Here is an 18192-nt window from a genome sequence, read left to right as displayed (position 1 = left end):
GATGGAATGGGATTAGTAATGTCACACCTCGTGTTTGTGTATGGGACGCTGAGAAAAGGGCAGCATAACCACCATTTTTTAAAGCAGAGTAAGAAGTTAGGTGATTGGATAACCCCACCTCAATTTGCACTGTACGATTTGGGTCGATATCCAGGCATGATTTTCGGAAAGAAAAAAGTGGTTGGGGAGGTCTATATAGTCAACGACGATGTTTTGGCTTCGCTCGATCGGCTCGAAGATGTACCTATTGAGTACCGTCGTGAACAAATTGAGACTATATTTGGATTAGCGTGGGTTTATTTGTATCAGTTTGATTTAACTGAGCAACGAGAGATTCTTTCTGGTGACTGGTGTAAACGAGAATAAGCGTTTGAAGTATGAGCCAGGAGTACAGTTCCGACGTAGTAGTTAGAGTCTCAATGAGTCTTTCTAGTAGGAGGAAATTATGAAATATCTAGTATTGGTGTTTTCTATCGTGCTTTTCGGTTGTGCGCAATCTCCGCCATCCACATCGAATGTCGATGATTGGCAGTTGTTTGGTGAGCAAACTGCGATGAAGGGATACACAAAAAAAGATGAAGCGACGTTATCTAAGTCAGCAGCATCCCCAATTGATTCTGAACTTTATGCGGCTTATGACAAAGGTTACGAAGCTGGTCGAATCGAGTATTGCTCTCAAAACCCAAGATCATTGGGTCGTAAGGGTGAGCAATACCATGGTATCTGTGATGACATCGATAAGTGGTTCCGTATTAAGTTTGAAGGTGGTGCGCAGTCGAAGTTTGATCTTCGCTAAACCTTCCCAAAGTCTAAATACAATAAAGCCAGTACGCGAGTACTGGCTTTTCAGTATCTGAACAAACTAAGCGTTAAGCTTCATCTCGGTTTAGCTCAAGAAATTCTTCTACTTTGTTTACCATGTTCTTTGAACCAACAAAGAATGGTACACGCTGATGTAGTTCTGTTGGCTTGATGTCCATAATACGCTGAACACCATCAGAAGCTACGCCGCCTGCTTGTTCCATGATGAAAGCAATTGGGTTGCACTCATATAGAAGACGCAGTTTACCGTTCGGGTGGCTTTGCGTGCTCGGGTACAGGTAGATACCGCCTTTTAGCAGGTTACGGTGGAAGTCCGATACCAGAGAACCAATGTAACGTGAAGTGTATGGACGGTTGTCACTAGGCTCATTCTCTTGGCAGTACTTAATGTACTTTTTCACACCCGTTGGGAAACGAATGTAGTTGCCTTCATTGATTGAGTAGATCTTACCTTCATCTGGGATCATCATGTTTTCGTGAGAAAGACAGAAAGTACCCAGCGATGGGTCGTAAGTAAAGCCGTTCACGCCATTACCGGTTGTGTAAACCAGCATAGTTGAAGAGCCGTAGATTACGTAGCCCGCTGCAACCTGCTTGTTACCAGGCTGTAGGAAGTCTTCTTGGGTTGGTGGCGTACCAATAGGTGATACACGACGGTAGATAGAGAAGATCGTACCCACAGACACGTTCACATCGATGTTTGATGAACCATCTAGTGGGTCCATTAGCACCACGTACTTAGCGTTTTTGTTCAACTCTTTGTTGAATGCTACCGCTTCGTCTTCCTCTTCACTCGCTACACCACATACTTGGTCACGAGCTTCCAGAGCTGCTTTGAATTTGTCATTCGCGTAAAGATCAAGCTTCTGTTGTGCTTCACCTTGTACGTTGTCGGTGCCGACAGCACCAGTAATGTCGACAAGACCCGCTTTATTGATTTCTCGGTTAACGATTTTCGCAGCAAGACGGATCGACGATAAAAGGGATGATAGATCACCACTTGCATGGGGAAAGTCACTTTGTTTCTCAACAATGAACTCACCAAGGGTGCGCATCTCAGACATGTTATTTCCTTAAACTTCTCTGAATAATTGGGGGATTCAAGCGCTATTGGGCTGCCTCTTAAGTGGGCATTATTCATCTAGTCGCTTACGTAAATTCTAAGCTTTAGATCTTTTTAATGGTAATGAAGTAAGCGACACAGATCTCACTTAGAATGTCGACTAAATTTGTTTTGCATTGTGGCTCGCTTTTGTTGGGCGATTCATGATAAGAAATGCACATAATCTTGATTAAGAAATCAGTCTTTTTGCCCCGTTTTTTGGAAGCGATATATGCATATTCATATCTTAGGAATTTGCGGCACCTTTATGGGTGGTGCAGCGGTGTTAGCTCGTCAATTAGGTCACAAAGTGACAGGTTGTGATGCCAATATTTACCCGCCAATGAGCACACTATTAGAGTCGCAAGGCATCGAAATCATTGAAGGTTTTGACCCAAGCCAACTAGAGCCAAGGCCTGATCTGGTGGTGATTGGCAATGCGATGAGCCGTGGCAATCCCTGTGTTGAATATGTACTAGATAACAACCTCAAATACACCTCGGGACCTCAATGGCTACAAGAGTTCCTACTGCATGACCGCTGGGTTCTAGCGGTGTCTGGGACTCATGGTAAAACCACAACGGCTAGCATGCTGGCATGGATCTTAGAGGATTGTGGTTATGCGCCGGGCTTCTTAGTCGGCGGGGTGTTGGGCAACTTTGGTATCTCTGCTCGATTGGGTGAGAGTATGTTCTTTGTTGTTGAAGCTGACGAGTATGACAGTGCTTTTTTTGATAAGCGTTCTAAGTTTGTTCACTACCATCCTCGCACTTTGGTGATGAACAATCTTGAGTTTGATCATGCGGATATTTTCGACGATCTTGAAGCGATTAAGCGCCAGTTCCACCACCTGATTCGTACTGTTCCAGGCAATGGGCGAATTTTCGCTCCTCAGCAAGACCGTGCTCTTGAGGATGTATTGTCTCGCGGCTGTTGGAGTGAAACGGAATTTGCTGGTGAAGAGGCGGATTGGCGTGCGGAAAAGCTAGTCAAAGATGGCTCGCAGTTTAACGTGTTCTTCCAAGGTGAGTGTGTCGGAAAGGTTGATTGGCCGCTGGTGGGTGATCATAACGTCAATAATGCCTTGATGGCGATCGCAGCTGCAAGACATGTTGGTGTGACTCCAGATCTAGCATGTGAGTCTTTGGCGAAGTTTATCAATACCAAGCGTCGTTTAGAGCTAAAAGGGGAAGTTGCTGGAGTAACGGTGTACGACGATTTTGCGCATCACCCAACTGCAATTGAACTAACTTTGGGTGGCTTACGTAATAAGGTCGGCAATAACAAAATTATCGCCGTATTAGAGCCTCGCTCTGCTACGATGAAACGAGGCGTTCACAAAGAAACCCTTGCCGATTCATTAAAACAAGCAGACAGCACTTTCTTATTCCAACCAGACAACATCGATTGGTCGGTTAAAGATGTCGCAGAAGCCTGTCATCAGCCCGCTGTTGTCAGTGACAACCTAGATGCCTTAGTCGCAAGTATTGTTGAGCAAGCGCAACCTGGTGACCAAATTTTGGTGATGAGCAATGGTGGTTTTGGTGGTATTCATCAGAAATTACTTGATGGATTGGCGGCCAAAGGTTAAATACACGCGTTCTAATCGATTTAAGAAGTACAAGAGATCATGACCAAACAGAGTAAAGCGATTACCCTCGCATTCACTGGCGCTTCTGGTGCCCCATATGGTTTGCGCTTACTAGAGTGCCTACTCGCCGCTGACTATCAGGTGTACCTGTTGATATCGTCAGCCGCCAGAGTGGTACTTGCAACTGAACATGATCTCAAACTGCCTTCTGGTCCCGATGCGGCCAAAGCAGCATTGGTTAAACACCTAAATTGCGACCCTGAGCGTTTGGTTGTGTGTGGTAAAGACGATTGGTTCTCTCCTGTTGCTTCAGGTTCTGCTGCACCGAAGCAGATGGTGGTTTGTCCATGTTCGGCAGGGAGTGTTGCATCGATTGCCCATGGTATGTCTGACAACTTGATTGAACGCGCTGCAGATGTCGTCATGAAAGAGCGCGGCCAACTACTGTTAGTGGTTCGAGAGACGCCATTCTCGACGCTACACTTGGAAAACATGCACAAACTCTCGACTATGGGAGTGACCATCATGCCCGCCGCTCCTGGTTTCTATCATCAGCCCAAATCGATCGATGACCTCGTCGATTTCATGGTGGCTCGTATTCTTGACCACCTAGGTATCGAGCAAGGTTTAGTACCAAGATGGGGCTACGATCAGCGCCATTAAGGCGAACTTTGTAGCTTATTGGTTAAAATACAATTACAATTCTGCTCACTCATCGGGGAGCTAAACATTCAAATTATGAATGGCGGCTGAGATCAAGTATCAACTTGGGACCCGTAAACCTGAACCAGATAATGCTGGCGTAGGAATTGAGTTAGGCAGTACTTTTCCATTGTCCTCCCTCAAGCCTGTGCCGCTCAGACCATGGAGAGCGTCCAGTGAAATTTGCATTAACCACTCTTGCTGTTACTACAGCAGCTTCTTTTTCCGCACTAGCGTCCGATAATACTCTAACTGTTTATACCTATGACTCTTTCGCTGCAGACTGGGGCCCGCGTCCTGCTGTCGAGAAAGCATTTGAAGAGAAATGTGGTTGTGACTTGAACTTTGTTGCGCTGGAAGACGGTGTTTCAATTCTTAACCGCTTGCGTCTAGAGGGTGGCAATAGCAAAGCCGATGTTGTGCTTGGTCTTGACCAAAATCTAATGGCGGAAGCTAAGAAAACAGGCCTACTATCTGAACACAACGTCGATACTTCTTCTGTTGTGCTACCTAATGGCTGGGACGACAGCACCTTTGTTCCTTATGATTTCGGTTACTTCTCATTTATCTACAACACAGAAAAGCTATCAAACCCACCTAAGAGCTTGAAAGAGTTGGTTGAGCAGCGTGATGATCTCAAGGTGATTTACCAAGATCCTCGTACTTCAACACCAGGCCAAGGTCTGATGCTGTGGATGAAGTCGGTTTATGGCGACGATGCAACTCAAGCGTGGAAACAGCTTTCCAAGAAAACCGTTACTGTCACCAAAGGCTGGTCTGAGGCTTACTCAATGTTCCTTGAGGGCGAGTCAGATATGGTGCTTTCATACACGACCTCACCGGCTTACCACATCATCGCTGAAAGCGACACTAAGTACGCGTCTGCTGACTTTGCTGAAGGTCATTACACGCAAGTGGAAGTGGCAGCAAAAGTGAAAGGCAGCGATAATGAGAAGCTAGCAGATGAGTTTATGGCATTCATTCTAAGTGACGAATTCCAATCGGCGATGCCAACGGGCAACTGGATGTACCCAGTGACGGATGTCGAGCTACCAAAAGGCTTTGAGCAACTGACGATGCCTAAGAAATCTCTGAGCTTTACTTCTGAAGAAGTGGCTGAGAAGCGTAAGCCATGGATTCGTGAGTGGCAAAACGCCCTGACTTTTTAATTGAGTGCCCAACGTAGGGCATTAAGCCTCTATCTCAATTAGGGGCTAAACATCGAGACAATCACTCTTTATGTTAAAGAATACACCTAAGGTGGGTATCTGGGTCGCATTGACCATTACTGCCTTTGTGGTTTCATCGGTAGGGGCATTGCTTAGCAATGCCCCTTCTCTTGATATCAGCCAAGTATGGTCTGATCCGTACTATTGGCACGTTACCAAATTCAGTTTTTACCAAGCGACGCTATCCATGTTATTGAGCGTCGTATTTGCAGTTCCTGTGGCTCATGCCTTATCTCGCCGCCAGTTCCCAGGGCGTTCTCTGCTGCTAAGACTTTTTGCTTCCACCTTGGTTCTGCCCGTGTTGGTCGGTGTCTTTGGTATCTTAGCTATCTATGGCAATAGTGGTTGGCTGGCAAAACTGCTTCAAGCTATTGATGTAGAGCTACCATTCTCCATTTATGGATTGAATGGCATTTTGCTTGCGCATGTCTTTTTCAATTTGCCCTATGCAAGTCGATTGTTGTTACAAGCATTGGATACGGTTCCGGTGGAGCAACACAAGCTATGTGCACACCTTGGAATGAGTCACTGGGATAAATTTAAGTGGGTTGAATGGCCACGTCTTAAGCAACAGTTACCGCATGTGTGTGGTTTAGTCTTTATGCTCTGCTTTACCAGTTTTGCGACTGTGATGGCATTGGGAGGCGGTCCTAAGTCGACAACTATCGAGCTTGCTATCTATCAAGCGATTAAATTTGATTTTGATCTTCAAGCTGGTGCTCTATTAGCGATCTGGCAGATGCTACTGTGTGGTGTATTAGCGGTGAGTATTCAACGCCTTTCTAAGCCTGTTTCTGTAAGCGTTGGTCAACTGTCTGAAGCTAAGTTTTTGGTTAAGGACACCTATAGGTCAAAAGCTTGGGATAGCTTTTGGATCATCGTAGCCTCATTACTGGTTTTACCGCCACTGTTGATGGTCATTGTGGGTGGTTTAAACAGTGAAGCGATGGCGGTGTTAACCAGTGAACCGTTTTGGCTAGCGCTATTTAACTCACTGAAAGTAGCGATTAGCGCGAGTGTGATTGCGCTTTTGGTTGGAGTGGCTATTTTGATGACCAGTCGAGCATGGCGCTTGCAAAACAAGACATTTCGCGCAGATAAGATTGAACTTATTGGCACCATTATTTTGGTAACCCCCGGCTTAGTGGTGAGCACTGGAATCTTTCTGTTGCTGCGTTCAATCACTGATGTGTTTAGCTTAGCCTTTTTTGTTGTGATTGCCGTTAATAGCTTAATGGCGCTCCCGTATGTGATCAAAAATTTAGCTCAGCCGATGCTGCACGTTGCTCAGCAATATCAGTATTTGTGCGCGAGTTTAGGTATGAAAGGTTGGCACCGGTTTAAGCTGGTGGAGTGGCGAGCTCTGCGTAAACCTATGGCGCAGGCTTTCTCGATTAGTTTTATGTTGTCGATGGGTGACCTGAGTGCCATTGCGCTGTTTGGCAGTGCCGATTTCAGAACTCTCCCTCTGTATCTATTCCAGTTACTAGGCAGTTATCAGATGGAGGCTGCGGCTGTGGTTTCAGTGAGCTTGCTGATCCTGAGCGTTGGCAGCTTCAGTTTAATTGAATTCTTATTTACTCGAACATCTAACCAGAGAGGTGCCTAATGTTAGTGATGCAAGATGTTGATTACCACTATCATCAGGAGCTGTTTCATTTTGATTTTATGGCTGAACAGGGCGATGTTGTTGCCTTGATGGGGCCGAGTGGTGCAGGTAAGTCGACATTGTTGGCATTGATTGCTGGGTTCATTGAACCGTCATCAGGGGCTATTTCAGTTTCCGGTCAATCGCTTGTTGGCTTGGATGCTTACCAGCGTCCACTTGCTATGTTATTCCAAGAGCACAATTTGTTTGCGCACCTTACGGTTAGAGAGAATATCGGCTTAGGGCTACACCCCGGCCTTAAATTAACCAAAGAGCAGCAACAGCAAGTACAACAAGCGGCAGAGCAGGTCGGTGTCGATCAGTATCTTGACCGATTGCCGGAGCATCTTTCTGGCGGACAGCGTCAGCGTGTCGCATTGGCTCGATGCTTTGTACAACCACACCCTATTTGGTTGTTAGACGAACCCTTCTCTGCACTGGACCCTTTGTTGCGAGAAGAAATGTTAGCCTTGGTGAAGCAGCTCGCGGCTGAGCGCAACATTACAGTGATCATGGTGACTCACCATTTGGGAGATGCTCGCAGTATTGCTAATAAATTTGCCTTTGTGGCTAAAGGACAGGTGTTGGTGGCGGATGCGATAGATGCGCTCACTGCTCAGCATTCCCAGCCTGAACTGGCTGCCTTTGTCCGAGCCGGTGAGTAACCCCTAGTTCTAAAATACGGGTCCTACAATGCAGTTTGGTAGTAAATACGCAGATATCAAAAAGGCCTAGCAGAAGCTAGGCCTTTTTGATCGCGTGATGAGTCTTATAGCTCGTCTTGCTTAAGTTCTTTAAGAACTTGGAAGATCTCGCGGTACGCTTTCGCTGGCTTACCTGCTTTTTTCTCTTTGTTTGCTTGACGCGCCAGTTGACGTAGACGCTGACGGTCTGCTTCAGGGTGCGCTTCAACTACTTCAGAGATAGCCGCATCACCGTCTTCAACAATACGGTCGCGCAATTGCTCAAGCTTGTGCAGCTCGGCCGTTGCTTGAGAGTGTTTGTTGCGAACCTTATCTAGAGCCGCCTGAATTGGCTCTGGATCTTCGTTACGCATCACTTTACCGATGTATTGCAGTTGACGACGTTTCGCTTCATTTTTAAAGCGTTGTGCATCTTTAATCGCTTCCGCCAAATCTTCAGACAGAGGAAATTTCTCTAGTACAGAAGGCTTAAGTTCTACGAGCTCTTCGCCCAACTTTTGTAGCGCTTCCATGTCCTCTTTCATTTCCGTCTTACTTACCCAGATGATTTCTTCTTCTGGTTCCCATGGGGCTTTTTGGTTTTTGCGAGCCATCTTTTCTGCCTATATCACTATCTCAATCGAATATATCCGCTATTTTAGCAAGAATCTTGGGGAGAAAGCGAAATTCTTGTTATCCTACGTAATATTGACCTTCAAAAATAGAATAGATATGGATGTAAAACAGCAAGTCGCTCAGCAACGTGTTGAGTTAGAAGCAGCGGTAGCAAAAGCGTTAGATATGGCTTCAGTCAGTGCGGATGCTGCAGAGGTTGCTATTACTAAATCAACGGGTTTGAGTGTCTCTACACGAATGTGTGAGGTTGAAAACGTTGAATTTAATAGTGATGGTGCCCTTGGTATTACTGTTTATCGCGGCCAACAAAAAGGCAGTGCATCTACATCTGATTTGAGCGAACAGGCGATTGCCCAAACCGTAGCTGCGGCTTTAGATATCGCTCAATACACCTCCGAAGATCCTCACGCGGGACCGGCTCCTAAAGAGTTCATGGTTAAAGAGATTCCAGACTTGGATCTATTCCATCCTGATGAACCAAACCCTGACTACGCAGCTGAGATCGCGATTGCGGCTGAGAAGCAAGCACTCGCGTACAGCGATAAGATCAAGCAAAGCGATGGTGCTAGCTACGACAGCCACTACGGCGTAAAGGTATATGGTAATAGCCACGGGTTGCTTGCAAGCTATGCTTCAAGCCGTCACAGCACCAGCTGTTGTGTGATTGGACAGGGCGAAAATGGTGAAATGGAGCGAGACTACAGCTACACAGTTGCACGTCACCGTGACGAGCTGTGGACGCCTGAGAGTGTTGGTCAAGAAGCGGCAGAGAAAACGATTAGTCGTTTGGATGCTAAGAAGCTACCAACAGGTCAATACCCAATCATGTTTGCAGCCGATGTCGCAACGGGTCTAGTTGGGCACCTAGTGATGGCGATCAGCGGCGGCAATCTTTACCGTAAAGCGTCATTCCTGTTGGATCACCTAGGTGAGAAAATCTTACCGGAATGGTTCAATATCTCTGAGCGTCCTCATATCTTACGCGGCTTAGCATCAAGCCCGTTTGATAGTGAAGGTGTCTACACACAAGACCGCGAGATTATTACTGACGGTGTGCTTGCGACTTACCTGTTGACTAGCTATGCAGCTCGTAAGATGGATATGACCCCAACAGGTCATGCTGGTGGTATCCACAACTGGTTTGTTCAATCTACGGGTCAAAGCTTTGAGCAAATGTTGAAAGAGCTGGGAACGGGTTTCCTTGTGACCGAAGTGATGGGACAAGGCGTAAACACAGTAACGGGTGACTACTCGCGCGGCGCAGCTGGCTTCTGGGTTGAGAATGGTGAAATCCAATCCCCTGTGTCTGAGGTGACGATTGCCGGCAATCTGAAAGATATGTTCAATCAAATTGTTGCGGTTGGTAGCGACGTAGAGACACGCTCACAGATTCAAACTGGTTCGATCCTATTGGAATCTATGAAAGTAGCGGGTGAGTAATTAAACGCTTGCAAATCTGAATAACTAAAAAGGGAGCCATTGGCTCCCTTTTGTTATCTGCTTTCTTACTTCAAGTAAGTTATTGTTCAAACTAGATAAGTATCGTAGCTAATCCCAAGAACACCGATAGACCAATTACGTCGGTCACGGTAGTCAACGCCATACCGCCAGCCAGTGCCGGGTCGATATTCATCTTCTTCAGCATCACAGGGATGGTTACCCCGGCAATACCTGCCACGATCAGGTTAGTCATCATTGCTGCTGAGATGATCCCGCCGAGTATCCAGTTGCCCTTCCAAGCAACCACAATACCGCCGATGATACATGCCCACAGAATACCGTTAAGGAAGCCGATCGCAGCTTCTTTTAGCAATAGCTCTCGCTTGTTACTGTCACCGATGTGACCAAGCGCTAGGCCGCGGATAACCAGAGCAACGGTTTGGTTACCTGCCACACCACCCATTGAAGGCACAATGGTCATCAGTACCGCAATGGCTGCCATTTGGTCGAGGGTTGCCTCAAACATATTTGATACTGAAGCTGCTGCCAGTGCGGCTAACACGTTTGCACCAAGCCAGACACTACGACGACGTGCAGACTTCACAACCGGTGCGAAGGTATCTTCGTCATCGTCCATACCCGCCATACTCATCATTGAGTGCTCGGCATCTTCACGAATCACGTCAACCACGTCATCGATGGTGATACGGCCAACAAGGTGTTGGTTTTCATCAACAACCGGAGCCGATACCCAGTTACGACGCTCAAACAGGCTTGCAATGTCAGAGGCGCTGGTCTCAACAGCGATCGCTTCATCAGCGTCATCCATCACTTCAGAGACAAGGGTTTCAGGTTGCGTGGTAATCAGCGTTGTTAGAGAGAGATTACCGATTAAGCGTTCATCTTCATCAATAACATATAGAGCATCGGTCGCATCTGGCAGTTCGCCTCGAATGCGTAAATAACGTAGAACTACGTCGACGTCCACATCACCACGAATGGTGATCACGTCGGTGTTCATCAATGCACCTGCAGAGTCCTCTGGGTAAGAAAGGGCATTCTCAACCAAGGCTCGGTCAGCTGAGTCCATCTGTGATAGAACTTCACGAGAAACGTCATCTGGCAGGCTTCGAAGTACGTAGGCGACATCATCTGTCTCCATGCCTTCGGTTGCTTCTGCGAGGGTCTCTGGTGCCATTTTTGACACCAACGCATCCTTAACGTCTTCGTTCAGCTCATCAAGAATTTCACCGTAGTCTTCAGGATCGGTAAGTTGCCAAAGTACGTCACGACTCTTGCGAGGGGAGGCTTCTAAAAGGTGTGCAATATCTTCAGGTTCCATGTCCTGAAGTTGTCGACGTACGTGAACAAATCGGCCGTTTTCAAGGGCTTCGCTGACTTCTTGGAGGGTTTGGTGAGCTTGGTCAAATTCTAATTGCTCTGCCATGTTTTCCTCCTCTTCTCATTATTCTATGGATGCTAGGAATAGTAACTTAATTCTATGACGTATTTAAATCATTAACTTATAGAGAACTAAGATTTAGGCTTGGTAGGCGTTTTATGGCGAGAAAATAGTGGGGCATTACCCCGTTTCAGCTACTCGCCTTCGTCAAACTTGTCTTCGATTAGATGACACACGGCATCCAGTGCTTGCTGGGCATCATCGCCTTCTGCCTGAATGCGAATGTGTTGACCTTGGGCCGATTCAAGCATGAGTAACCCCATGACACTGTCTGCTGTTGCGCTTTTCTCATCTTCACTATGAATCGTCAGAGTGGCATTAAAGCTCTGGGCAAGCTCCACTAGTTTTACTGCTGCGCGAGCATGAAGCCCCAAACGGTTTTGAATGAGTACAGTGCGGGTCAATTCCATGATTTAGGCCTGTTGGTTTTTTTCTAATGAAGCGTGTCGAATCTGTACTTGGTGACCCAATTGGTCAAAGTACTCGCCGATCTTTTGAGTTAGATATACTGAGCGGTGCTTACCACCTGTACAACCAATCGCTACAGTGAGGTAACTGCGATTGTTCTTTTCTAACATCGGTAGCCATTGTTCGACAAAGCCTTGAATCTGCTGCTTCAACTCGATCACTTCCTGATGTTTCTCTAGGTAAGAGTGAATCGGAGCATCAAGTCCAGTGAGCGGTCTTAGATCAGGCTCCCAATGCGGGTTAGGCAAGAAACGAACATCAAACACATAGTCAGCATCGCTAGGTAAACCGTACTTAAAACCAAAGGATTGGAAAACAATGATCAGCTCTTGCTTCTCTTTGCCTTCAATTTTAAGGCGTACTTGTTCACTCAATTCGTAGAGGTTGCAATCGCTACTATCGATCAAGATATCGGCTTGGTCAGATAGTGGGGAAAGCAGTTGTTTCTCGAGGTCGATGGCTTGCTCTAGAGAGAGTTTGTCGTCACCTTGAGAAAGCGGGTGGATACGACGAGTTTCGCTGTAGCGCTTGAGCAGGGTTTGTTTGTTTGCGTCCAAGAACAATACGCTAACATCGATATTGGCGGCATCTTCTAATTGAACCAGTGTCTCTGTGACAAGATGAGGCTCTTTAGGCAGGTTGCGTATATCGATGCTTACTGCAACGTTTTGGTTGCTCTCTTTGACTGACTCGACAAAGTTGCCGAGCAGGTCGACAGGTAAGTTATCAACGCAGTAATAACCGAGATCTTCAAGAACTCGCAAAGCGACACTTTTACCAGCTCCTGATTGACCACTAACTACGATAAGGCGCATGTTATTGCTCGCAAGTCGGCACTTGGATCATAATGTCGTAAAGCTCTTGGTCGCTTTGCGCATTACGCAGTTGTTTCAGCGTTTGTTTGTCGTTGAGTCGCTCTGCCATACAAGAAAGGGTTTTAAGATGCTCTTTACATTGCTCACTAGGAACCAAAAGTGCAAATAGTAGGTCGACAGGGCGGTTATCGATTGCATCAAACTCGATAGGGTCTTGGCACTGCAATAGAACAGCGATCGCTTTGTCGCTGACATTCATACGGGCATGGGGAATAGCGATACCATTTCCGATGCCGGTACTGCCCATTTTCTCTCGGCTCAGCATGCACTCGAACAGTTCTGTTGAGTCTTGACCACAGCTCTCGGCTGCAATCTGGCTGATGATTTCTAGGGCTCTTTTTTTGCTCGTGCATTGGACTGCACTTTTGGTGCAGTCCAATGAAAGTACTTCGCTTAATTGCATGTTAGTGACTACTTAGCTTTTCTTTGTGCTTGTTGAGTTGGCGGACGAGTTTATCAACTAATGAATCAATTGCAGCATACATATTTTCATCGGTAGCTGTCGCATGAATGTCGCCTTGATTAACATGCAGTGTTGCTTCTGCAATTTGGTTAATTTTCTCAACTTTTAATACAACTTGAACGTTATTAATGTGCTCAAAAAAGCGTTCAAGCTTTTCAAATTTGGTGTGAACATAGTCTTGCATTGAATCGGTAAGATCAACGTGATGGCCTTGAATATTGATTTGCATAGACTTTCCTTTTCAGTTGGTGCCCTACAGTAGGCGTTTGCGCTGACTCGAAGGGGCAATGCCTAAAGATTCACGGTATTTTGCTATGGTTCTTCTAGCTACCTGAATTCCTTGGTCAGCCAGTAAAGCAGCAATCTTGCTATCGCTGAGCGGCTTGGCTGTGTTTTCAGCGGCCACTAGTTTCTTGATCAGAGCGCGAATTGCTGTTGATGAACACTCTCCGCCATTGTCAGTGCTGACATGACTAGAGAAGAAGTATTTCAGCTCGAAGATGCCTCGTGGTGTGTGCATGAACTTTTGTGTCGTAACACGAGAGATTGTGGATTCATGCATGTCGACTGCAAGTGCAACGTCATTTAACACCATAGGTTTCATGGCTTCTTCACCATGTTCGAAGAAATCGTGCTGATGTTCAACAATGCATCGCGCAACTTTGAGTAGCGTCTCATTTCGACTCTCTAGGCTCTTAATTAGCCATTTTGCCTCTTGCAAGTTTGAGCGAATGTATTGGTTGTCAGCGCTGTTGCCTTTACTGCCTAGATCGGCGTATTGCTGGTTCACTTTCAGCTTTGGTACGCTATCTGGGTTAATGGTAACTAACCACTTACCTAGGTCTTTAAACACCGATACGTCAGGCACTACATATTCGGTTTCATCCGGAGTGATTTTGCTACCTGGTCGCGGGTCTAGTTGCTGTATAAGCTGCAGAACTTCACGTAGCTCTGCTTCTTTAAGCTTAGTCTCTTTGATGATCAGCTTGTAATCACGATTACCCAGCTGGTCTATATGGCTAGTAAGTACTAACTTAGCTTCTTTTAGCCATGGAGTATCTTCCGGGAAGGTCGCCAGTTGTAGCAGTAGACAGTCTTGTAAGTTCAGTGAACCCACGCCAAGTGGATCGAACTGTTGAATGCGTTTGCGAACGGCTTCAATCTCGTCGAGTTCAATCTCTTCGTTGTCGAAGCTCTCAAGAATGTCTTCACTTGAAACAGTGAGGTAGCCGTAGTCGTCGATAGCATCAATCAGCGCTAACGCAATAGTACGGTCTGTTTCTGAAAATGGTGTCAGGTCTAATTGCCACAGTAGGTAATCTTGCAGGCTTTGGGTGGTCTCGCCTTGGTAAACTGGCATATCATCATCGATAGCAATACCAGTATTACCGGTGTTGGCACTGTAAACGTCTTCCCAAGTGGTATCGATTTCTAAGTCGTTGCCAATCTCAGATTTTTCAATCAGATCTGAGCTGTCAGGTAAGTCTGGTTCAGCAGTGGCTTCTGCTGCTTCTTTCTCGTCACGACTTGGCTTTTCTTCAGAGTTTGCAGGAGCGTCATCATTCCCTTCTTCTACGTCGAGAAGTGGGTTCGATTCCAAAGCCTCTTGAATCTCTTGTTGCAAATCCAACGTAGACAACTGCAACAAACGTATCGCTTGTTGTAGCTGAGGGGTCATTGCTAATTGCTGGCCTAGCTTAAGTTGTAATGAGGGTTTCATTCAGTATTACTTACCTAGTTATTATTCTTAGAATTCTCGATACGCTCTATATAATCATAGACGGAATTGTTCGCCTAGATAAACTTGTTTCACCTGTTCGTTATTGAGAACATCCTCCGGTGAACCTTCCGCAATCAAGTGTCCTTGGCTCACGATATAAGCCTTTTCACACACGTCTAACGTCTCACGAACGTTGTGGTCAGTGATCAATACACCCAGACCGCGATCGCGTAGGTGTTCAATGATTTTCTTGATATCGATAACTGAGATTGGGTCAACACCCGCGAATGGTTCATCGAGCAGAATAAACTGAGGATTTGCAGCCAGAGCGCGAGCAATCTCAACACGGCGTCGCTCACCACCAGACAGTGCCATACCGTTGCTGGTACGAATGTGTTGGATATGGAACTCTTCAAGCAGGTCTTCTAGCTTATCTTGGCGCTCTTCTGGCGTTAATTCCTTGCGCGTTTGCAGTACCGACATGATGTTGTCTTCAACTGAGAGCTTACGGAAGATCGACGCTTCTTGAGGTAGGTAGCCGATACCTAAACGTGAGCGGCTATGCATCGGTAGAATACTGATGTCGTTATCATCGATACTGATGGTGCCTTCATCACGCGCAACCAGACCAACGATCATGTAGAAAGAGGTGGTTTTACCGGCACCGTTAGGGCCCAGTAGGCCAACGATTTGTCCTGATTCAACTTGCAGGCTTACGTCTGTTACAACCTTACGTTTGCTGTAGGTCTTAGCCAAGTTTTGCGCTTTTAAGACTGCCATAGTTATTTATTCACTTGTGCTGGTTGAAGAACGGTTGAAACACGCTCGTTTTTATCGCTGTCAGCAACCAGTTTTTGTGAAGAGATCTGATAGGTGATCTTAGAACCACGAATTAGGTTACCGTCTTGAGACAGTTGTGCCTCTTTGGTCATGATCAGCTTGTCTGTACTCAGCTGATAATTCAGCTCAAACGCCTGTCCGCTTAGCGTTTTACCATCGTCAGTAAGCTGTGAAAAAAGCGCTGGTTTACCAAAACCTTGAATCGCCTCGATTTCACCGCTGCTTGCATTACGCGTAACGATGATTTTGTCAGCGTTAATATTAATGCTGCCTTGCTTAAGTTTCACATCGCCTTCAAACGTAACCTTGTTGCTCTTCATATCGAGCTGTTGGCTGTCTGAATCGATGTAAACAGGCTGCTCTGTATCTGATGACAGAGCAAGGGCGTTTGGCGCTGCAAACGCGAAAGCAAGTAAACTAAGGTGTAAGAGTTTCATATCTACCTTGAACAGTTTCAAAGAGGGTTGCAGTGTTGCTATCGAAGTTGCCCTTCATAGCTTGTCCCTCAGTTTCAAATAATGGGCCGATCAGACGAACTGTACTTTCGGAATGAAAGTCTCGGCTAGTGAGCTCAACAACCAACTTATCCATAGTCATGTTGTCGAAGCTGGCTTCTGGTAATAGGTTTTTCACTATTACATTATCATAAAGTGTCAACGTTTGGTCGTCGTCGAGTACCGCACGCCTTGCGGTCATCTGCCACTCGATTGTGTGGCCATCACGAAATACCGAGAGCACCGGGTTTTCAAAAATGGTATCGCCACTTTTGGAGTAGTGCTCTAGATGACTTGATTCTATTTGATAGCTACGAATGCCTGCTTGGTCGTAGCTGATATTATCTAGATTTCTTCCGCTGAATACAGGCAATTCCAGATTAGGAGCAACCTGAATTGCGGTGCTTTGCTCTTTGTCATACAGGTAATAAGCTGACCAAGAAGCAATAAACAACAAAATTAAATAGATAATACGAGTTAAACTCATATGCTTAGACCTTTGTGCACGTCTAGCTCATCCCTTGCTTGTAAAATAAGGTCGCAGACTTCACGTACTGCGCCATGACCACCCTTGATATTGGTAACGTAGTTTGCTCGTTGAACCAGTAGTGGGTGTCCATCCGCGACACACACTTTCAATGCCACTTTTTCCATCACTGGCCAGTCAATCAGGTCATCGCCAATGTAGCCAGTATGTTCTGGAGCTATATTCAGTTTATCGCAGATATCTTGATAAGCTTTAACCTTGTCGTCTTGGCCTTGATAGATCAGCTTAATACCGAGAGCTGTCATGCGGTTTTCGACGATTTGTGATTGGCGCCCGGTAATGATGGCGATTTCAATCCCTGCATTCATTAGAGATTTAACACCGTAGCCGTCGCGGGTGTGAAAGGTTTTAAGCTCTTCACCTTGGTTACCCATGTAAACAAGGCCATCAGAAAACACACCATCTACATCACAGATTAGCAGCTTTATCTCTTTCGCGATCTGAAAAACGTCCGCCTCTACTGAGCCATAAAGTGTTGATACTGTCTGAGTCATTACATTACTCCTGCTTTCAGTAGGTCGTGCATATTTAGCGCACCAACAAGCGCACCATCTTGGCAAAGCATTAACCCGTTGATGCTTTTTTCTTGCATTAAGTTAAGGCCTTCGACTGCCAACATGTTTGGATCGGCCACAGTTGGGTTTTGAGTCATCACATCGCCAATCTGAGTCGTGTGAATATCGATGCGTTTGTCGAGGATTCTGCGTAAATCCCCATCGGTAAAGATACCGAGCATTTTGTCTTGGTCATCAACAATAGCGGTCATGCCTAAGCCTTTCTGAGAGATCTCAAGCAGGGCATCACGGACGAGAGCATTCGGAGATACCATAGGTAGTGCATCACCGGTATGCATAATATCTTCAAGCTTCAATAGTAGTTGTCGGCCAAGCGCACCACCTGGGTGTGATAGAGCAAAATCTTCCGCTGTAAAGCCACGTGCTTGCAGCAGAGCGACAGCCAGTGCATCACCCATAACGAGAGTCGCTGTTGTACTGCTGGTTGGCGCAAGACCAAGTGGGCACGCTTCTTCCGGTACGGTGATTTGAAGGTGGATATCTGACAGGGTTGCCATGTTTGATTTTGGTTTACCAGTCATACTGATGATCTTGATGTTCAGGCGCTTTAGCACTGGGAATAGACTAAGAATTTCATCTGATTCACCGGAGTTAGAGATCGCAAGCACGATGTCGCCCGGTTCAACCATACCTAAATCACCATGTGCGGCTTCACCTGGGTGAACAAAAAACGCGGAGGTGCCAGTACTCGCCAGTGTTGCAGCAATCTTATTGCCGATGTGGCCAGATTTACCCATGCCCATCACAACCACTTTGCCTTGGTTGTTGAGGATGAGATCACAAGCGCGACAGAAGTCTTCATTAAAGTACTGGTCTAGTTGATTGAGGCCAGCGACCTCAATCTCTAATACTTGTTTAGCAACACTACGGTAATCGAATGACTGAGACATCAGAT

Annotated in this window: 21 protein-coding genes and 1 riboswitch; of the genes, 8 read left to right on the top strand and 13 right to left on the bottom strand. The window is 46.2% G+C overall.

Translation table 11 applies throughout. From position 1 onward, the window contains the following. Positions 1-18 precede the first annotated feature (18 nt). A complete protein-coding gene (locus tag FIV04_RS13160; RefSeq protein ID WP_032553287.1) occupies positions 19-366 on the top strand; it encodes a gamma-glutamylcyclotransferase in 348 nt (115 codons plus the stop codon). Positions 367-445: 79 nt separating this feature from the next. Beyond that, positions 446-796 (top strand): DUF2799 domain-containing protein, encoded by a 351-nt coding sequence (locus FIV04_RS13155; protein WP_152469348.1) that lies wholly within the window; start codon positions 446-448, stop codon positions 794-796. Positions 797-869: 73 nt separating this feature from the next. Here the strand turns inward: FIV04_RS13155 and fbp are convergent, their stop codons facing one another. After that, positions 870-1886, bottom strand: coding sequence for a class 1 fructose-bisphosphatase (gene fbp / locus FIV04_RS13150; RefSeq protein ID WP_032553284.1), 1017 nt, complete (start codon positions 1884-1886; stop codon positions 870-872). Between the two features lie 270 nt (positions 1887-2156). Between fbp and mpl the strand changes: the two genes are divergently transcribed. The 5 genes from mpl to thiQ all read left to right on the top strand — a co-directional run bounded on the left by mpl (position 2157) and on the right by thiQ (position 7759). Beyond that, positions 2157-3515 (top strand): UDP-N-acetylmuramate:L-alanyl-gamma-D-glutamyl-meso-diaminopimelate ligase, encoded by a 1359-nt coding sequence (gene mpl / locus FIV04_RS13145; RefSeq protein WP_152469347.1) that lies wholly within the window; start codon positions 2157-2159, stop codon positions 3513-3515. Positions 3516-3554: 39 nt separating this feature from the next. Further along, on the top strand, positions 3555-4178 hold the full coding sequence (locus FIV04_RS13140; RefSeq protein WP_032553282.1) for a flavin prenyltransferase UbiX: 624 nt from the start codon (positions 3555-3557) through the stop codon (positions 4176-4178). 43 nt (positions 4179-4221) lie between these two features. Continuing rightward, positions 4222-4341: riboswitch (TPP riboswitch) on the top strand. Between the two features lie 52 nt (positions 4342-4393). Continuing rightward, a complete protein-coding gene (gene thiB / locus FIV04_RS13135; RefSeq protein ID WP_152469346.1) occupies positions 4394-5386 on the top strand; it encodes a thiamine ABC transporter substrate binding subunit in 993 nt (330 codons plus the stop codon). Between the two features lie 70 nt (positions 5387-5456). Further along, entirely contained in the window at positions 5457-7055 is a 1599-nt protein-coding gene (thiP, locus tag FIV04_RS13130) for a thiamine/thiamine pyrophosphate ABC transporter permease ThiP (RefSeq protein ID WP_152469345.1), read from the top strand. Further along, positions 7055-7759: a thiamine ABC transporter ATP-binding protein gene (thiQ, locus tag FIV04_RS13125; protein ID WP_152469344.1), complete on the top strand. Its 705-nt coding sequence runs from the start codon at positions 7055-7057 to the stop codon at positions 7757-7759. Before thiP ends, thiQ begins: the two co-directional genes overlap by 1 nt. Positions 7760-7863: 104 nt before the next feature. Here thiQ and yjgA read toward each other — a convergent pair whose 3' ends face one another. Then, positions 7864-8391, bottom strand: coding sequence for a ribosome biogenesis factor YjgA (gene yjgA, locus FIV04_RS13120; RefSeq protein ID WP_032553278.1), 528 nt, complete (start codon positions 8389-8391; stop codon positions 7864-7866). Positions 8392-8509: 118 nt separating this feature from the next. Between yjgA and pmbA the strand changes: the two genes are divergently transcribed. Further along, complete coding sequence (gene pmbA, locus FIV04_RS13115) at positions 8510-9853, top strand: metalloprotease PmbA (protein WP_152469343.1); 1344 nt, start codon at positions 8510-8512, stop codon at positions 9851-9853. Between the two features lie 91 nt (positions 9854-9944). On the opposite strand, the gene mgtE is transcribed toward pmbA, so the two are convergent. From mgtE to kdsD, 11 genes are all read right to left on the bottom strand, one after another. Beyond that, the gene (gene mgtE, locus FIV04_RS13110; protein WP_032553276.1) at positions 9945-11300 is read right to left on the bottom strand and encodes a magnesium transporter; all 1356 of its coding nucleotides are present in this window, start codon (positions 11298-11300) and stop codon (positions 9945-9947) included. Positions 11301-11449: 149 nt separating this feature from the next. Further along, positions 11450-11725 (bottom strand): HPr family phosphocarrier protein, encoded by a 276-nt coding sequence (locus FIV04_RS13105; RefSeq protein ID WP_150893324.1) that lies wholly within the window; start codon positions 11723-11725, stop codon positions 11450-11452. A 3-nt stretch (positions 11726-11728) separates the two neighbouring features. Continuing rightward, positions 11729-12598, bottom strand: a complete 870-nt coding sequence (gene rapZ, locus FIV04_RS13100; RefSeq protein WP_152469342.1) for an RNase adapter RapZ — start codon at positions 12596-12598, stop codon at positions 11729-11731. Between the two features lies 1 nt (position 12599). Further along, positions 12600-13061, bottom strand: coding sequence for a PTS IIA-like nitrogen regulatory protein PtsN (ptsN, locus tag FIV04_RS13095; RefSeq protein WP_032553273.1), 462 nt, complete (start codon positions 13059-13061; stop codon positions 12600-12602). A gap of 1 nt (position 13062) precedes the next feature. Continuing rightward, entirely contained in the window at positions 13063-13350 is a 288-nt protein-coding gene (gene hpf / locus FIV04_RS13090; protein ID WP_032553272.1) for a ribosome hibernation promoting factor, read from the bottom strand. A gap of 24 nt (positions 13351-13374) precedes the next feature. Continuing rightward, positions 13375-14841, bottom strand: a complete 1467-nt coding sequence (locus FIV04_RS13085; RefSeq protein WP_150869338.1) for an RNA polymerase factor sigma-54 — start codon at positions 14839-14841, stop codon at positions 13375-13377. Positions 14842-14895: 54 nt separating this feature from the next. Beyond that, positions 14896-15621 (bottom strand): LPS export ABC transporter ATP-binding protein, encoded by a 726-nt coding sequence (lptB, locus tag FIV04_RS13080; protein WP_032553270.1) that lies wholly within the window; start codon positions 15619-15621, stop codon positions 14896-14898. A gap of 2 nt (positions 15622-15623) precedes the next feature. Next, positions 15624-16118, bottom strand: a complete 495-nt coding sequence (lptA, locus tag FIV04_RS13075) for a lipopolysaccharide transport periplasmic protein LptA (RefSeq protein ID WP_032553269.1) — start codon at positions 16116-16118, stop codon at positions 15624-15626. Continuing rightward, positions 16099-16662, bottom strand: a complete 564-nt coding sequence (gene lptC, locus FIV04_RS13070) for an LPS export ABC transporter periplasmic protein LptC (protein ID WP_032553268.1) — start codon at positions 16660-16662, stop codon at positions 16099-16101. Before lptC ends, lptA begins: the two co-directional genes overlap by 20 nt. Continuing rightward, positions 16659-17216, bottom strand: a complete 558-nt coding sequence (gene kdsC, locus FIV04_RS13065; protein ID WP_152469341.1) for a 3-deoxy-manno-octulosonate-8-phosphatase KdsC — start codon at positions 17214-17216, stop codon at positions 16659-16661. Before kdsC ends, lptC begins: the two co-directional genes overlap by 4 nt. Then, the gene (gene kdsD / locus FIV04_RS13060) at positions 17216-18187 is read right to left on the bottom strand and encodes an arabinose-5-phosphate isomerase KdsD (protein WP_152469340.1); all 972 of its coding nucleotides are present in this window, start codon (positions 18185-18187) and stop codon (positions 17216-17218) included. Before kdsD ends, kdsC begins: the two co-directional genes overlap by 1 nt. Positions 18188-18192: the final 5 nt, after the last annotated feature.

The organism is Vibrio sp. THAF190c, assembly GCF_009363355.1.
GTDB lineage: Bacteria > Pseudomonadota > Gammaproteobacteria > Enterobacterales > Vibrionaceae > Vibrio > Vibrio fortis_A.
This window is presented reverse-complemented; position numbering and strand designations above follow the sequence as displayed.

Excerpts from the sequence above, each read along its gene's own strand:
- FIV04_RS13105 (WP_150893324.1), bottom strand. The coding sequence starts at position 11,725 with ATGGAATTGACCCGCACTGTACTCATTCAAAACCGTTTGGGGCTTCAT.
- FIV04_RS13085 (WP_150869338.1), bottom strand. The coding sequence starts at position 14,841 with ATGAAACCCTCATTACAACTTAAGCTAGGCCAGCAATTAGCAATGACC.
- lptA (WP_032553269.1), bottom strand. The coding sequence starts at position 16,118 with ATGAAACTCTTACACCTTAGTTTACTTGCTTTCGCGTTTGCAGCGCCA.
- kdsC (WP_152469341.1), bottom strand. The coding sequence starts at position 17,216 with ATGACTCAGACAGTATCAACACTTTATGGCTCAGTAGAGGCGGACGTT.
- pmbA (WP_152469343.1), top strand. The coding sequence starts at position 8,510 with ATGGATGTAAAACAGCAAGTCGCTCAGCAACGTGTTGAGTTAGAAGCA.
- fbp (WP_032553284.1), bottom strand. The coding sequence starts at position 1,886 with ATGTCTGAGATGCGCACCCTTGGTGAGTTCATTGTTGAGAAACAAAGT.
- kdsD (WP_152469340.1), bottom strand. The coding sequence starts at position 18,187 with ATGTCTCAGTCATTCGATTACCGTAGTGTTGCTAAACAAGTATTAGAG.
- lptC (WP_032553268.1), bottom strand. The coding sequence starts at position 16,662 with ATGAGTTTAACTCGTATTATCTATTTAATTTTGTTGTTTATTGCTTCT.
- mpl (WP_152469347.1), top strand. The coding sequence starts at position 2,157 with ATGCATATTCATATCTTAGGAATTTGCGGCACCTTTATGGGTGGTGCA.
- mgtE (WP_032553276.1), bottom strand. The coding sequence starts at position 11,300 with ATGGCAGAGCAATTAGAATTTGACCAAGCTCACCAAACCCTCCAAGAA.
- FIV04_RS13160 (WP_032553287.1), top strand. The coding sequence starts at position 19 with ATGTCACACCTCGTGTTTGTGTATGGGACGCTGAGAAAAGGGCAGCAT.
- thiP (WP_152469345.1), top strand. The coding sequence starts at position 5,457 with ATGTTAAAGAATACACCTAAGGTGGGTATCTGGGTCGCATTGACCATT.
- FIV04_RS13155 (WP_152469348.1), top strand. The coding sequence starts at position 446 with ATGAAATATCTAGTATTGGTGTTTTCTATCGTGCTTTTCGGTTGTGCG.
- FIV04_RS13140 (WP_032553282.1), top strand. The coding sequence starts at position 3,555 with ATGACCAAACAGAGTAAAGCGATTACCCTCGCATTCACTGGCGCTTCT.
- ptsN (WP_032553273.1), bottom strand. The coding sequence starts at position 13,061 with ATGCAATTAAGCGAAGTACTTTCATTGGACTGCACCAAAAGTGCAGTC.
- lptB (WP_032553270.1), bottom strand. The coding sequence starts at position 15,621 with ATGGCAGTCTTAAAAGCGCAAAACTTGGCTAAGACCTACAGCAAACGT.
- yjgA (WP_032553278.1), bottom strand. The coding sequence starts at position 8,391 with ATGGCTCGCAAAAACCAAAAAGCCCCATGGGAACCAGAAGAAGAAATC.
- rapZ (WP_152469342.1), bottom strand. The coding sequence starts at position 12,598 with ATGCGCCTTATCGTAGTTAGTGGTCAATCAGGAGCTGGTAAAAGTGTC.
- hpf (WP_032553272.1), bottom strand. The coding sequence starts at position 13,350 with ATGCAAATCAATATTCAAGGCCATCACGTTGATCTTACCGATTCAATG.
- thiQ (WP_152469344.1), top strand. The coding sequence starts at position 7,055 with ATGTTAGTGATGCAAGATGTTGATTACCACTATCATCAGGAGCTGTTT.